Annotated in this window: 16 protein-coding genes and 1 pseudogene; 15 read left to right on the top strand and 2 right to left on the bottom strand. The window is 63.2% G+C overall.

What is annotated here, in order from left to right; all coding sequences use genetic code 11:
- Positions 1 to 319: 319 nt before the first annotated feature.
- From K7W03_RS12275 to K7W03_RS12255, 5 genes are all read left to right on the top strand, one after another.
- A complete protein-coding gene (locus tag K7W03_RS12275; protein WP_222886442.1) occupies positions 320 to 592 on the top strand; it encodes a LuxR C-terminal-related transcriptional regulator in 273 nt (90 codons plus the stop codon).
- Between the two features lie 157 nt (positions 593 to 749).
- On the top strand, positions 750 to 959 hold the full coding sequence (locus tag K7W03_RS12270; protein ID WP_222886441.1) for a hypothetical protein: 210 nt from the start codon (positions 750 to 752) through the stop codon (positions 957 to 959).
- A 69-nt stretch (positions 960 to 1,028) separates the two neighbouring features.
- Positions 1,029 to 1,277, top strand: a complete 249-nt coding sequence (locus tag K7W03_RS12265) for a YdcH family protein (protein ID WP_222886440.1) — start codon at positions 1,029 to 1,031, stop codon at positions 1,275 to 1,277.
- Positions 1,277 to 1,612, top strand: coding sequence for a TraR/DksA family transcriptional regulator (locus K7W03_RS12260; protein ID WP_222886439.1), 336 nt, complete (start codon positions 1,277 to 1,279; stop codon positions 1,610 to 1,612). Before K7W03_RS12265 ends, K7W03_RS12260 begins: the two co-directional genes overlap by 1 nt.
- Positions 1,613 to 1,622: 10 nt before the next feature.
- Positions 1,623 to 2,684, top strand: a complete 1,062-nt coding sequence (locus tag K7W03_RS12255; RefSeq protein ID WP_222886438.1) for an AI-2E family transporter — start codon at positions 1,623 to 1,625, stop codon at positions 2,682 to 2,684.
- Positions 2,685 to 2,691: 7 nt separating this feature from the next.
- Here the strand turns inward: K7W03_RS12255 and K7W03_RS12250 are convergent, their stop codons facing one another.
- Complete coding sequence (locus tag K7W03_RS12250) at positions 2,692 to 5,280, bottom strand: cation-translocating P-type ATPase (RefSeq protein WP_222886437.1); 2,589 nt, start codon at positions 5,278 to 5,280, stop codon at positions 2,692 to 2,694.
- Positions 5,281 to 5,553: 273 nt separating this feature from the next.
- On the opposite strand from K7W03_RS12250, the gene K7W03_RS12245 reads away from it, so the two are divergent.
- Positions 5,554 to 6,831 (top strand): MgtC/SapB family protein, encoded by a 1,278-nt coding sequence (locus tag K7W03_RS12245; protein ID WP_222886436.1) that lies wholly within the window; start codon positions 5,554 to 5,556, stop codon positions 6,829 to 6,831.
- Between the two features lie 35 nt (positions 6,832 to 6,866).
- Here the strand turns inward: K7W03_RS12245 and K7W03_RS12240 are convergent, their stop codons facing one another.
- Positions 6,867 to 7,328 (bottom strand): RrF2 family transcriptional regulator, encoded by a 462-nt coding sequence (locus tag K7W03_RS12240; RefSeq protein ID WP_222886435.1) that lies wholly within the window; start codon positions 7,326 to 7,328, stop codon positions 6,867 to 6,869.
- 139 nt (positions 7,329 to 7,467) lie between these two features.
- Between K7W03_RS12240 and K7W03_RS27840 the strand changes: the two are divergent.
- The 9 genes and pseudogenes from K7W03_RS27840 to K7W03_RS28345 form a co-directional block, all read left to right on the top strand.
- Positions 7,468 to 7,821: pseudogene (locus tag K7W03_RS27840) on the top strand (group III truncated hemoglobin); the annotation flags it as partial.
- 184 nt (positions 7,822 to 8,005) lie between these two features.
- Complete coding sequence (locus K7W03_RS12230) at positions 8,006 to 8,449, top strand: globin domain-containing protein (protein WP_222886434.1); 444 nt, start codon at positions 8,006 to 8,008, stop codon at positions 8,447 to 8,449.
- A gap of 4 nt (positions 8,450 to 8,453) precedes the next feature.
- Positions 8,454 to 8,771: a DUF1971 domain-containing protein gene (locus K7W03_RS12225; protein ID WP_222886433.1), complete on the top strand. Its 318-nt coding sequence runs from the start codon at positions 8,454 to 8,456 to the stop codon at positions 8,769 to 8,771.
- The gene (locus K7W03_RS12220) at positions 8,771 to 9,235 is read left to right on the top strand and encodes a hypothetical protein (RefSeq protein ID WP_222886472.1); all 465 of its coding nucleotides are present in this window, start codon (positions 8,771 to 8,773) and stop codon (positions 9,233 to 9,235) included. Before K7W03_RS12225 ends, K7W03_RS12220 begins: the two co-directional genes overlap by 1 nt.
- Before the next feature lie 256 nt (positions 9,236 to 9,491).
- Positions 9,492 to 10,292 (top strand): universal stress protein, encoded by an 801-nt coding sequence (locus K7W03_RS12215; RefSeq protein ID WP_222886432.1) that lies wholly within the window; start codon positions 9,492 to 9,494, stop codon positions 10,290 to 10,292.
- Positions 10,293 to 10,779: 487 nt separating this feature from the next.
- Entirely contained in the window at positions 10,780 to 11,010 is a 231-nt protein-coding gene (locus K7W03_RS12210; RefSeq protein ID WP_222886431.1) for a helix-turn-helix domain-containing protein, read from the top strand.
- Positions 11,011 to 11,097: 87 nt separating this feature from the next.
- Positions 11,098 to 11,535 (top strand): thermonuclease family protein, encoded by a 438-nt coding sequence (locus tag K7W03_RS27835; RefSeq protein WP_226870102.1) that lies wholly within the window; start codon positions 11,098 to 11,100, stop codon positions 11,533 to 11,535.
- Positions 11,498 to 11,788 carry a DUF5818 domain-containing protein gene (locus K7W03_RS12205; protein ID WP_319024311.1) on the top strand — a complete coding sequence of 97 codons (291 nt, stop codon included), beginning with the start codon at positions 11,498 to 11,500 and terminating at the stop codon, positions 11,786 to 11,788. The genes K7W03_RS27835 and K7W03_RS12205 overlap by 38 nt, the downstream gene beginning before the upstream one ends.
- Positions 11,789 to 11,843: 55 nt before the next feature.
- On the top strand, positions 11,844 to 12,104 hold the full coding sequence (locus K7W03_RS28345) for a JAB domain-containing protein (protein WP_413469330.1): 261 nt from the start codon (positions 11,844 to 11,846) through the stop codon (positions 12,102 to 12,104).
- Positions 12,105 to 12,503: the final 399 nt, after the last annotated feature.

Below are 12,503 nucleotides of genomic sequence, written 5' to 3'. Positions count from 1 at the left end.
ATCGGCAACAGGCTCTCGCGCCGGGGCGGAAATCGAGACGACGTCGAATGTTGCGTGTCCATTCGCCGGCGATGTGGATGGATATCTCTCGTCCATGCATGATGCGATCTCCAGACGCCGCCGGCCGATCCGGCAACGCCGTTCGCGCCCGCTCTGCTCTCTCACCCGCGCGCGAACGTCTATTGGTCGAGACTATCGCGCGATCGTTATGCTATGGCGAGGTCACCAAATGCGGGATGTGTCCAGCATTGGATTCCCTCATCGCGATATCTTCAGGTTCGTTCTTGCAGCGACCTGAGACGGTGAATAGCCAATAGGAATGATGCAGAATCGCAAGACGTTGACGCTCCGCCATCCGGGCGGCGAAAACGTGCCGGAAGATGAGGGGGAACGCGAAGTCGTGGCCTGGCTCCTGCACGGGCTCACCAACAAGGAAATCGGTCGGGAGCTGGGAATCAGCCACAGAACGGTGGAAATCCATCGCGCGAGGCTGATGCGGAAGCTCGCGGTGCCGAGCCTTCCCGCGTTGATCGACATTGCCCTAGCACAACGCGACAAGCTGCCCGATGTCGGAGCCGCGCAACCCTCGTAAACGTCCCGTGTCGGTCCTTGCACCAGCGGCAGAATGCTGACTCGACGTAGAAGCCCTCCTCCCACAGATGCAGCGATCGATCCAGCTGGTGCGGAGATTCACGTAGCGAAATCTACCCCGCCAGGCGGCAACTTCTCACGGAAGGAGGCTTGCCGTCATGGATAATCCCGACATTTCCAACCTGCTAGGCCGCTGCCGTTCACACCGGACACTGGCCCATATCACCACCTGTGCTGAAGCCCGCAGCATTCATCAGCAGTTCGTCAGCAGTTACCAACGCCGGTTGCTCGCCCTGCGGACGCACGCGCGCGTCGGCAACTCCGATGTATCAGGAGCGGCTGACCGCATGATGCTCGCCCCCCGATAGGCCAGTGCCGCCGTGCATGAGCGGTAACCATATACCTGTCCCCAACGACAAACTTCGATCGGAGAAAAGATGAGTGAACTTGGCCACGATCTGCACGCGCTGTTTCCCGCGCAGCGCGAGATCCTTCACGCGCTGAAGCTGGAGAGCGCGCATTACCGCGACCTGGCCGACCGCCATCATGAGTTGGCTCAGCAGATATACCGGATGGAGGCGGGACTTGACGCCGCTTCCGATGACCGACTCGAAGGCCTGAAAAAGCAGCGCCTGAGCCTGCTCGATGAGGTCGCAGCGATGATTGCGGAAAGGCAGGATGCGTGATGGATTTCGACCTTATGCGCCAGCGTCTCACCGATCGCCTCTCCGAACTGAACGCCCAGGTCGGGCGCATCGAGGAGGAGCAGGGCCAACCTCTCGACGCCGATTTCGAAGAGCAGGCGATAGCCCGCGAGGATGATGAAGCACTGGATGCCGTCGAGTGCTCGACGTTGGCCGAAATCGCCCTCACGCGACAGGCGCTCGCCAGGCTGGACTCTGGCGCCTATGGCCTGTGCACCACGTGCGGGGAGCCGATAGCGCCGGCACGGCTCGAGGCGCTGCCCGCCGCCGCACAGTGCATCCGATGTGCAAGCGCGGCGGCGCACGACAGGGCCTGACGGACCGCGTATGCGCCGCATCGAGGACACGAGCTTTGCCGTGCTCATCCTGGCCGTGTCGCTGGCCTTCGCGTGGATCGTGCAGCCGCTGTTCGGCGCCATTCTCTGGGGCGTCATCGCATCGATCTTCTTCGCGCCTCTCAACGATCGCCTGTTGCGTGGGATGCCGACGCGGAACAACCTTGCCGCTCTGCTGACGCTGCTCGTGATCATGGCGATGGTGATCCTCCCCGCCATCCTGCTTTCTGCGTTCCTGCTTCAGGAGGTGGCGGGCGTCTACGCGCGGATGCAAAGCGGCGAGGTTGATCCCGGCACCTACTTCCTCCGGTTCCAGGCACATCTGCCGCAATGGCTGAAGTCGCTGCTGACAGGGTTGGGCCTGACCGATTTCGAGGCCGTCCGGACCAAATTGACCGCCGGTATCGCCGCCAGCTTCCAGACCCTGACGGCGCGAGCGTTCAGCATCGGCCAGAGCGCCTTCGGCTTCGTCGTCGCTCTGGGCGTCATGCTCTACCTGACTTTCTTTCTTTTGCGCGACGGCAAGCAGGTGGCTGCCCGGGTGGAAACGGCCATTCCGCTCGATCCGGACCAACGCACAGCCCTGCTGGCGAAATTCGCCGCCGTCATTCGGGCGACGATCAAGGGCAGCCTCGTGGTTGCGGTCATCCAGGGCGCCATCGGCGGGATCGTCTTCTGGGCGCTGGGCATCCATAGTGCGTTGCTCTGGGGCGTGCTGATGGCGTTGTTGTCGCTGCTGCCGGCGATCGGGACAGGCATCGTCTGGGCACCGGTCGCCGTCTATCTGCTCGTGACCGGCGCGGTCTGGGAAGGCGTCATTCTGATCCTGTGCGGCCTGTTCGTGATCGGCCTCGTGGACAATCTCCTGCGCCCGGTCCTGGTGGGACGGGACGCGCGCATGCCCGATTATGTCGTGCTGATCTCCACCCTCGGCGGTCTGCAAGTACTCGGCTTCAACGGGCTCGTGATCGGTCCGGCGGCGGCGGCTTTGTTCATCGCTTCATGGGATATCTTCGCACACTCGCGGTTCCAGCCTGAACCGGGCGCGTCATAGGCACGTGTCACGTTCGCGCCTGCCGTACAAAGCTTGAATCCCACCGCAACTCGACCATCTTGCTCGCCTCGAGCAGAATCAGGAGCAGCGCTGCTGACCCGACGCTGATCGCGACGTCGGGACCATGGAGCGGACCGAATTTGAGCAGGCTCCGCAGCGAGGGAACAGTCATAATGATGGCCGCGACCGCAACCACCGCGCCCAGGACGTAGCGCAGGGCCGCATTGCCCCGGACCAGCGCGTGAAGGAGCGATGTGTCGAACGAGCGATTGACTAGGATCAGCACCAGGATCACGCCGATGAGCGAAAAGAAGGTCAACGCGCGCGCATCGGCTTCCGGCATGCCGGAATAGCTCGATGCCAGAAATATCCCGGCGAGCAGCACAAAGCCCAGCCCGCCCTGGAACACGCTCCAGCCGATCATGCGCAGCGAGAAGAGCCGCTCTTCGGGATGGCGCGGCTTGCGCTCCATCAGATCCTGCTCCTCGCGCTCGGCCTCGAAGACGAGCGCGCAGACAGGATCGATGATCATCTCGAGCAACGCGATATGGATCGGGCCGAACAGGATGGGCAGGCCGAAGGCAAGCGGCAGCAGCGCGAGGCCTGCGATCGGCACGTGGACGGCAAAGATGAAGGCCATCGCCTTGCGGATATTGTCGTAGATGCGCCTCCCGAGCCGCACCGCCTTCACGATCGACCCGAAATCATCGTCGAGCAGGACGATCGCCGCGGCTTCCCGGGCGACATCGGTGCCGCGCTTACCCATGGCGATGCCGATATGCGCGGCCTTGAGCGACGGGGCGTCGTTGACCCCGTCTCCGGTCATGGCGACGATTTCGCCATCCGCCTTGTATGCCGCCACAATCCGCAGCTTCTGCTCCGGCATGATCCGCGCGAAGACTGTCACCGTCTTCAGCCGTTCTGCAAGCGCCGCGTCGTCCAGGGCAGCGAGTTCGGTCCCGGTCAGCACGTCGCCATCCATGATTCCGGCCTGCGTCGCTATCGCACGCGCGGTGGCAGCGTAGTCGCCCGTGATCATCACGACCCTGATCCCGGCGCTACGGCATTCGGCCACGGCGGCCGGCACACTGGCGCGCAGGGGATCGGCGAGGCCGATCAGACCGATCAGGGCAAAATCATGCTCCTGCTGGGATTCCGGCAAGCTGTCGCCCGCGCCAGTCGATGCCGTTGCGACACCCAGCACGCGCATGCCCCTTAGAGCCATGGTATCGACGGCAACCTTCAGGCGCGCGCGCTCATCCGGCGACAGATGACAGAGCGCAGCGATGGCCTCCGGCGCCCCCTTGGCCGCCACCGTGCAGGCCGCCTCGGGGTCGGGCGCTTGCCAGACGTTCGACATCGCCAGCAATTCAGGCCGCAATCCATAGCTGTGGGCCAAACTGAGCTTGGCACGGCGTTCTGCAAGGTCCGGGATGCCCGCGCCTGCCTGGTGAAAGGCGACCTCCATCGGATCGACCGGCACCGGGGCGCTGGCCAGGATACTGGTATCCAGGAGTTCGTGAAACCCGGTCGAAGGCTCGGTCACGCCGTCGACCGTCGCCGTCTCGCCCGACGCCAGCCACAGCTCCGTCACAGCCATCCGGTTCTCGGTGAGAGTTCCGGTCTTGTCGGTGCATAATATTGTCGCGGAACCGAGCGTCTCAATGGCGGCCGCCCGGCGCGTGAGGACGCCGGCCTGGGCAATGCGCCACGCCCCCATCGCGAGGAAGATCGTGAGCACCACCGGGAATTCCTCCGGCAACATGGACATGCCAATCGCGATTCCCGCGAGCATAGCGTCGATCCATCCTCCGCGCAGGAACCCGAAGAGCAAGACGACAAGGAGGGCGACGAGGCCGCCTCCGATCGCGCAAAGCCGTACGATCCGGGCGGTTTCCCGGCGCAGGCGCGGCGGCTCGGCATCGAGAGTCGAGAGCGACTGCCCGATCTTGCCGATCTCGCTGCGCGGGCCGGTCGCGATCGCCAGCGCCAGCCCCGAGCCTCGGGTGACAAGCGAACCCGAATAGACAAGCGGCTGGTCCTCCCCGCCCGGTCGTCGCCGCAACGATTCTTCGCCCTGAAGCACCGCCTGCTTGCGGACTGGTACAGACTCGCCGGTAAGCAGCGATTCGTCGGCCTGAAGATCGTCCGCCGAGACCAGCATCGCATCGGCGGCGACCCTGTCGCCTTGCTCAAGGACGAGCAGATCGCCTTCGACCACCTCGCGCCCGGCAATGCGGATGCGGCTCCCGTCGCGGATCACCAGCGCACGCGGCGCCGACAGGTCGCGCAGCGCCTCCAGGACATGCTCGGTGCGGCTTTCCTGGATCACCGTGAGGCCGATCGAAAAGGTCGCGAAGCCGAGGAGGATGAGCGCTTCGCCAAGGTCACCCAGCAGCATATAGGCGACGCCGCCCGCAAGCAGCAGCGCCAGCATCGGTTCCCGGACCACTTCAGCGAGAATATGCGGCACCGTGCGTCGCCCTGTTCTAGGCAGTTCGTTCGGTCCCTGGGCATCAAGGCGTCGCCGGGCCTCCGTCGCGGTCAGCCCGGACCGGGATGGCACGGTAGGTCGCTGGTCAGTGGCGATCGGCATCCATTCTCTTCCTGTTCGAAGTGAGCGACGTGCTGCGTCGCCGGCGTGCTTCAGATCATTCTGGCGCAAGCCGACTACCGACACATTACGGGTACTTACGGATTCCCCTGATCGGCGTTCCTGTTGTCCTGTTATGACAGCCAAGATTGGCGCCCTGAGCCTTGGCCGCTGCCCGCAGCCAACAGATATTCGCATTTGGGTTGGGTCATGCGGTCGGATCAAGGCCATACGACCTTGCATTCAGAACCGAGGACATAAGTGACGGCGTTTGAGATGGATTTTGCGATAGCCGGAGGCGTTGCTACCATAGCCGGCATCGCGCTGGCGCTGGCCCTCGGCCTTCTCATCGGCGTCCAGCGTGGCTGGACCTTGCGCCATGAACCGGCTGGCTCCCGCTTCGCGGGCATCCGGACCTTTGGACTGCTGGGGCTGGCCGGCGGCGTCGCGGGCGCCCTTCGGTCGATCGAGTCCTGCGTGGCGATCATCCTGATCGCGTCGGCGGCCATGCTGGTCCTGATGGGATATGCGCAGGCGGCATGGCGGGGCGGACCGGTCAGCGGAACGGCAAGCCTTGCCGGGCTGCTGACGCTCGGCTGCGGGTTCCTCGCGACAAGCCAGCAGGAACGCCTCGCCACGATCATTGCTGTTGTGATGACGCTGGTGCTTGCGCTCCGCTCGCAGCTTCACGGCTGGATCGGGCGGTTGAGCGAGGTCGAGGTAAGCGCCATCGCCCGATTCGCACTGATCTCGCTCGCCATCCTGCCACTCCTCCCCGATCGCCCTTACGGTCCCTACGATGCCTGGAATCCGCGACAACTGTGGATGGTGGTCGTCCTGGTCTCGGGCTTTTCCTTCGCCGGCTATATGGCCAGCAAGCGCCTGGGCGCATCGCGCGGGACGCTCGCGACGGCCGCTGCCGGCGCCATGGTTTCATCCACGGCGGTCACCGCCGCCTTGGCGACCCGGCTGCGCGACGATGCGGAAAATGGGCCCATTCTGATTGCAGGGATCACCACCGCCTCCGTGGTCATGCTGGTGCGCGTGCTGGTGCTAGTGGGCGTGCTGGCGCCATTTGCGCTGCCGGCGCTTGCGCTGCTGGTCGCGCCGGCGGCGGTGGTCAGTGCCCTCGCCACGGCTTGGCAGCTCCGGGCAGCGGCGCTGTTGCCCTCATCGTCCAGCCGGGAAGTTCCTGTTCGCAACCCGTTCAACCTCGCGCCGGCGCTCGGCCTCATGGCGCTGGTGATGGTTCTGTCGCTGGCCTCGCGTTGGGTGCTCGGTCGGTTTGGCGATGCCGGCCTTGCCACGGTTCTGGCCCTGTCGGGGATGGTGGATGTCGATTCCGCTATCATCACGATGGGCGGGTTGCCAAAGGGCGTGCTGGACGGACGAACGGCGGGCCTTGTTCTGGCCGCCCCGGTCATGCTCAACACCCTCGTCAAGGCCGGGGCCACGATCAGCCTGGCCGGGAGGCATCGGGGCAGATCTGCCGCCCTGGCCCTGATCGCGAGCGTCGCAGCGAGCCTACTGATGCTACCCGTCCTCTTGCACTGACCGATCGGGGGCGTCCGGCCACCCCGAATTCCCAGTCAGGACGTCGCAAAGGGCCGTTGCACCGACCCCAGCATTGGAGAGGTGATCTGAGCATTCGTCAGCGATGCTGGCGCCTGACGGGACAGGTCCGCCAACGAATAATCGTCAAGGACGGCAAGAAATGCGCCCAGGGCTTCGCCGAGCGCGCCCTGCAGGCCGCAGCGATGCGTGATGACGCACGAAGCACAATCGACAAGGTCGAAGTCCCCTTCCATCTCCCGTACGACAGCGCCGATATTGATGGCGTCGGGCGGCCGGCAAAGGCGCATGCCGCCGTGGCAGCCGCGCACGCTCTGGACATAGCCCGCCTTGCCCAACTCGTGGACGACCTTCATCAGATGGTTCTTGGAAATCGCATGCGCGGTGGCGATCTCGGCGATCGCGCAAACACGTTCGGGACGCTCGGCGAGATACAGCAGCATCCGGAGCGCATAGTCGGTGTAACGGGTCAATCGCATGCCGCCAGATATGGGAGAAAGCCGGTCCAAGCACTATAAGTATATATCCCAAATGCATGTTTCTCTGTGCCCCGATAGATGCATCTCCAATACATGATTGGAGGACGAGACGGTGGCGCAGCGTACCGATATCGACGAAATGGGGCTGCGGCAGTTGGTCGACGCTTTCTATGCCCGGGTGCGGGCCGATAAGCTGATCGGCCCACTCTTCAACGGCGCGATCGACGACTGGCCAGGCCATCTGACCAGGCTTGCCGACTTCTGGTCCTCGGTCATGCTCGGTAGCGGACGCTATAAGGGGCAGCCGGTGCCGGCGCACGCACGCTATCGCGCGCAGATCACGCCGGCCATGTTCGACCGTTGGCTCGCCTTGTGGGCGGAAACCACGAACGCGCTGATGACGCCCGAAGCGGCGCATATGTTGCAAGGCAAGGCCGCCCGCATTGCCGAAAGCTTGAGCCTCGCCCTGTTCTTCAAGCCATCGCCTTCCCCGACCGGCCGCAGGCCGGCCCGATCTCCAGGAGTATCGTCATGTCCGTGCTTCCCGTGGAGACGCAGCCCGCCCCCTATCCTGCGCATGCCAAAGACATACGCCTCGCGGCCTGATTTCCCGGTTCGACCGCAGCGAGGGGCATGCGGCCGATCCCACCACAACGCCCCAATCTGGAGAATATCTGATGGCACGCACGATGTCGGTTGAAACGATGGCTATCGTCAAATCCACCGCACCCGCGCTTCAGCAGCACGGCTTGGCGATCACGACACGAATGTATGAACGCCTGTTTGTTGATCCCGAGATAAGGGCATTGTTCAATCAGGCCGCGCAACGGTCGGGCGAGCAGCCGAAACGCCTAGCCGACGCCATCCTCGCTTTTGCCAAGAATGTCGACAAGCTCGACGTCCTGACTTCCGCGATCGAGCGCATCGCGAGTCGGCATGTCGAGACGCATATCAAGCCCGCGCATTACCCGGCCGTCGCCAATGCCTTGCTGCCAGCGATCAAGGACGTGCTGGGCGATGCCGTCGACGAACAGGTGCTCGCGGCTTGGGGCGAAGCCTACTGGTTTCTCGCCGACGTGCTGATCGCGCGCGAGGCGGCACTCTACGCCAACGCGGCCTGATCCGATGCAACTGGCTCCCGCAGCCCTCAATTTGCCCGATGGTCTTGCCCCCTATCGACGGACCGCCGATTTCGCGTCGGAGACGATCCCTGCGGCCCTGCTGCGGGACCACAGCACCAAGCCTGGGGTGTGGGGATTGATCCATGTAGCCGAAGGCGCGCTGCGCTACAGCGTGACCGATCCGCGCCGGCAGCCGGGCGAGCGGCTCCTGTCGCCCGGCGGGCCGCCCGGCATCGTCGAGCCGACAATCCTTCACCATGTCGCCCCGATCGGCCCGGTTCGTTTCCACGTTGAATTCTGGCGCGCGGCGGACGCGTCGTGATTGACGATCTCGCCCTCGCGCGAACTCTGCATGTGGCAGCTGTCGTCCTGTGGATTGGTGGCGTCGCCTTCGTCACGACGGTGCTCATGCCGGCCATCCGGCGACGGCATCCGCCGGGCGAACGACTGGCGACATTCCATGCCTTCGAGGGCCGTTTCGCGGCGCAGGCGCGACTATGGGTGCTGCTCGCCGGGTTAAGTGGCGGCTGGATGGTCTGGCGCGGCTGGATGCTCGAACGGTTCGTTGACGTGCATTTCTGGTGGATGCATGCGATGCTGCTGCTCTGGATCGGATTTGCCGCCATGCTCTTTGTAGCCGAGCCGTTGGTCGCTCACCGGCGCCTAGCGGATCTGGTGACGCTGGCGACCGTCTTCGATCGCATGCAACGGATGCATAATGCTGTGCTGGTCCTGTCACTCCTGACGGTCATGGCTGCCGTCGCGGGAAGCCATGGCCTCATCTGAGCAACGCTGAACTCGCAAACTATCGGAGGCCGTCGGCCGGCCGGCAGCCAGTCCTCAGGGGGGTATATGCCACCGACAATGCCATCATCCATTTGGTTTGCCGCGACGCGAAGCCGCTTTGCCGCCACAGGTTGCTGAGCGAACAGCCATCCAGCGATCGCTGCAGTCACCATGTGACTGCCTCGCATCAGTATAGTCCCGCATATTCTGAGCCGTGGGTCGCAAATAGAGTCCCTCCATCAATATGGAGGCGACGATGAAGAACATTCTTTTGCTGGTTCACGCCGACGATGGGCAGGAAGCCAGGCTGCAGACAGCGCTAGACCTGACACGTGCCCTTGATGGGCATCTGACCTGTATCGACGTCACGCAATCGCCGGTGGTCGCGGGCGACCTCTATGCCGGCTTTGGTGAAGCCGTGATGCTGACCGATGAGCGGGAGAACGAGGCAAAGAACAGGGCTGCGCTGACGGAGCGCCTCTCGCATGAAGACGTTCGCTGGGACTGGACCGACGCGACTGGCGATATCGCCAGCTGTGTCCTCGAGGCGGCGACGTTCGCGGATCTGATCGTGCTCAATCGGACGCTCGACGCCTATCCCCTTCCTGATATGCGCACGATCGCCAGCCGGATTCTGATGCACGCGCGCAAGCCCATCGTTGCTGTTCCCGAAAACCTGGAACGGTTCAACGCGGCCGGTCGCGCGCTCATCGCCTGGGATGGCCAGGCGTCCGCGGCAGACACGATGCGCGCCTGCGTGCCCCTTCTTCAACTCGCATCCGACGTCCATATCTTCATGGCTCGCGACGGCGCCGAGAAGACCGAACCGACCGAAGCCGCCGAATATCTGTCACGCCATGGCGTGCACGCGAGCGTGAAGATCGTCGACGATGGCCTTCACGCGCCGGATGCGCTGATCGCCGACGAAGCGGCTCTTTGGCACGCCGATTATGTGCTGATGGGCGCTTATAGCCACGGTCGCCTGCTGGAAGCGTTTGGCGGTGTCACCAAACGGATGCTCACCAAGAGCAAGCTGCCGCTGGTGCTCGGGCACTGAAGGGGCCGTGCGCGTAAGTGCGACGCTCGACGGCTGTCATACAGAGGTTCGCGCCGCCGTGGCCATGGAAGCAGTCACAAATTACACGATGACTCCTTGAAGAGCATATCAGCCCCACAGTGACTAATTTGACCACGATCAAAGAGAGAAGCGCTACCCTCGCCTAACACCATACCGGACGCGGGCTATCTCCTCCCCGCCCGCGAACGGAACTCGCCCCCTCCGGGCAACCGGGTGGGGCGTCCTTTCGTACGTATCGCGGAAACGAATCTCAAACCTCCGCATCCCCTTGAAGTACTCCTGAGAGCTGAAATCGCCGGCGAGAGGCCAGTTTTGTTCAAATGCGCCTATTTTGCCGTAATCGGCATTTCAGTGCCCTACCCATTGCGGGGGCAAGCATAGCAAGTCATGCACCAAAAGATCGAGACGAGGCGATCAACCCGCTCATCGGGCGCCAACTCTTGGTAACTTCTTGGGATTGCGTACAATGTCCGAACATAAGTATCTCACTACGGAGGAAGTGTCGGAGCGCTACCGAGGCATTGTCACAATCGGCACGCTAGAAAATTGGCGGGCGATGCGAATCGGCCCTCCATTCGTCAAGATCGGCAAGGCCGTTCTGTATCCGGTGGAGGAACTGGATGCGTGGGATCGACAGAACATGGTGGCCTGTCAGACTTCCAAGGTGATCGGTCGAACGAGGATCACCGGCAACTGACTTCCCGCATTAGGCATTGCCTCACCTGCACACTTGGATGCCGCACGGACTGTTCGCGCCCGATGCTCTGCGCTATGACCGTCCAGGATGCTTTTGCTGATGCTCGCCCAGGTTGTCGCCGCAGGCACGACCTTCACATGCACCCCAACACGAGTTTGGGATGGCGATGGGCCGATCTGGTGCGCTGAGGGTCCACGTATCCGTCTTGCCGGCATAGCTGCGCGCGAGATCGACGAAACCTGCAAGCCGGGCCACCCCTGTCCCGCCGCGAGTGGGAAGGAAGCCAGAGATCAGCTCGTCCACCTGCTCGGCGGACCGCAGGGCAAGACTCGCACCGGCCATACCCTCGTGAGCGGACCACCGCTCCAATGCCGTTCGCAGGGTTCCGCCAAGGGGAGCCGGACGGCCGCTTGGTGTTCGGCCCCAGGGGTCGGAGATTTGAGCTGCGCCATGGTGCGATTCGGTCGAGCGTTGGCCTGGCAACACTATGGCGGCGACAGGACGTGCGATCATGCCTCTCGGTAGCCACCATCAGGAGGCCGGACTTCTATTGCGAGGTCCGCGCGGACTTGTCCTCAAGTTGGACGATGGCGGCGAATGGCGTCTCGACGCTCCACGGAGCGCGGAGCACCATATCGGGCAGCGGGTCCATATCGAGGGCACCCGCGATGGCTTCGACCTTCTGGCTGTGGAGAGGATCGCTCCCTATGGAAGCGAACTCCACGATCAGCGGGAGGGGTTCCTGAAAAGGTTTGCCCGAATGATTCGGGGGCGGTAGTTGTAAAAGCATGTGGATGCCTCGAAATGCATTCAAATTCGCGTAAGGAAAGCCCATCGCTGGCCCGGAGCCGCTCCTAATTGCAGCCCCCACGGCTCAATTATCCGACATATTCATAAGTAATATCAAATGCTTATTTCTTAGCCGTAGCATGCTTCACAATCACCCCGCCGGAACCGCTGAGCCTTCACGGGCCGACCGGAATTTAACGCAACGGATGATGGCCGCCGCGCAACCGCTCGCCGTCACAGTCCATGACCATCTGGTGATCTGCCGAGATGGATATGTGAGTTTTCGAAAAGCTGGTCTGATGTAGGTCCCGGCGTCCTGGCTGGGTATCGCCCAGCCCCACGCGGCACCATCGGTACGCACCGGCCATTCGTCATGAAATGGGAAATCAGCTTCCACGGGAAGGGAGTGCGCAAATGACGCAGATGATGCCAATAAACCGCAGGACGGCGATGTGCCGCAGGCTTATCGATATGCGCCACGCGGTCGGCGACGCGCTCGGCTATGAATTTTGTCCCAGCCCGATCTGGGACATGCTCCTCGATCTGTATCTCGCGCGGCACGAAAATCGAGGGGTCTATCTTTGGTCCCTGTATATGGTTGCGCATGTTTCACCGTCGACTATAGCGCGACGATCTGGGTGAGAGGTCAGCGACTATCAGGATGAGAACAGATTGTCGCGGCGGGTTCATGGTGCCGGGTTAGA

This window comes from Sphingobium sp. PNB (genome assembly GCF_019873065.1).
Lineage (GTDB): Bacteria > Pseudomonadota > Alphaproteobacteria > Sphingomonadales > Sphingomonadaceae > Sphingobium > Sphingobium fuliginis.
Note: the sequence above shows the minus strand (reverse complement) of the source record. Positions and strands in the feature narration are given on the sequence as shown.

Excerpts from the sequence above, each read along its gene's own strand:
- K7W03_RS12275 (WP_222886442.1), top strand. The coding sequence starts at position 320 with ATGATGCAGAATCGCAAGACGTTGACGCTCCGCCATCCGGGCGGCGAA.
- K7W03_RS12270 (WP_222886441.1), top strand. The coding sequence starts at position 750 with ATGGATAATCCCGACATTTCCAACCTGCTAGGCCGCTGCCGTTCACAC.
- K7W03_RS12265 (WP_222886440.1), top strand. The coding sequence starts at position 1,029 with ATGAGTGAACTTGGCCACGATCTGCACGCGCTGTTTCCCGCGCAGCGC.
- K7W03_RS12260 (WP_222886439.1), top strand. The coding sequence starts at position 1,277 with ATGGATTTCGACCTTATGCGCCAGCGTCTCACCGATCGCCTCTCCGAA.
- K7W03_RS12255 (WP_222886438.1), top strand. The coding sequence starts at position 1,623 with ATGCGCCGCATCGAGGACACGAGCTTTGCCGTGCTCATCCTGGCCGTG.
- K7W03_RS12250 (WP_222886437.1), bottom strand. The coding sequence starts at position 5,280 with ATGCCGATCGCCACTGACCAGCGACCTACCGTGCCATCCCGGTCCGGG.
- K7W03_RS12245 (WP_222886436.1), top strand. The coding sequence starts at position 5,554 with ATGGATTTTGCGATAGCCGGAGGCGTTGCTACCATAGCCGGCATCGCG.
- K7W03_RS12240 (WP_222886435.1), bottom strand. The coding sequence starts at position 7,328 with ATGCGATTGACCCGTTACACCGACTATGCGCTCCGGATGCTGCTGTAT.
- K7W03_RS12230 (WP_222886434.1), top strand. The coding sequence starts at position 8,006 with ATGGCACGCACGATGTCGGTTGAAACGATGGCTATCGTCAAATCCACC.
- K7W03_RS12225 (WP_222886433.1), top strand. The coding sequence starts at position 8,454 with ATGCAACTGGCTCCCGCAGCCCTCAATTTGCCCGATGGTCTTGCCCCC.
- K7W03_RS12215 (WP_222886432.1), top strand. The coding sequence starts at position 9,492 with ATGAAGAACATTCTTTTGCTGGTTCACGCCGACGATGGGCAGGAAGCC.
- K7W03_RS12210 (WP_222886431.1), top strand. The coding sequence starts at position 10,780 with ATGTCCGAACATAAGTATCTCACTACGGAGGAAGTGTCGGAGCGCTAC.
- K7W03_RS27835 (WP_226870102.1), top strand. The coding sequence starts at position 11,098 with ATGCTTTTGCTGATGCTCGCCCAGGTTGTCGCCGCAGGCACGACCTTC.
- K7W03_RS12205 (WP_319024311.1), top strand. The coding sequence starts at position 11,498 with ATGGCGGCGACAGGACGTGCGATCATGCCTCTCGGTAGCCACCATCAG.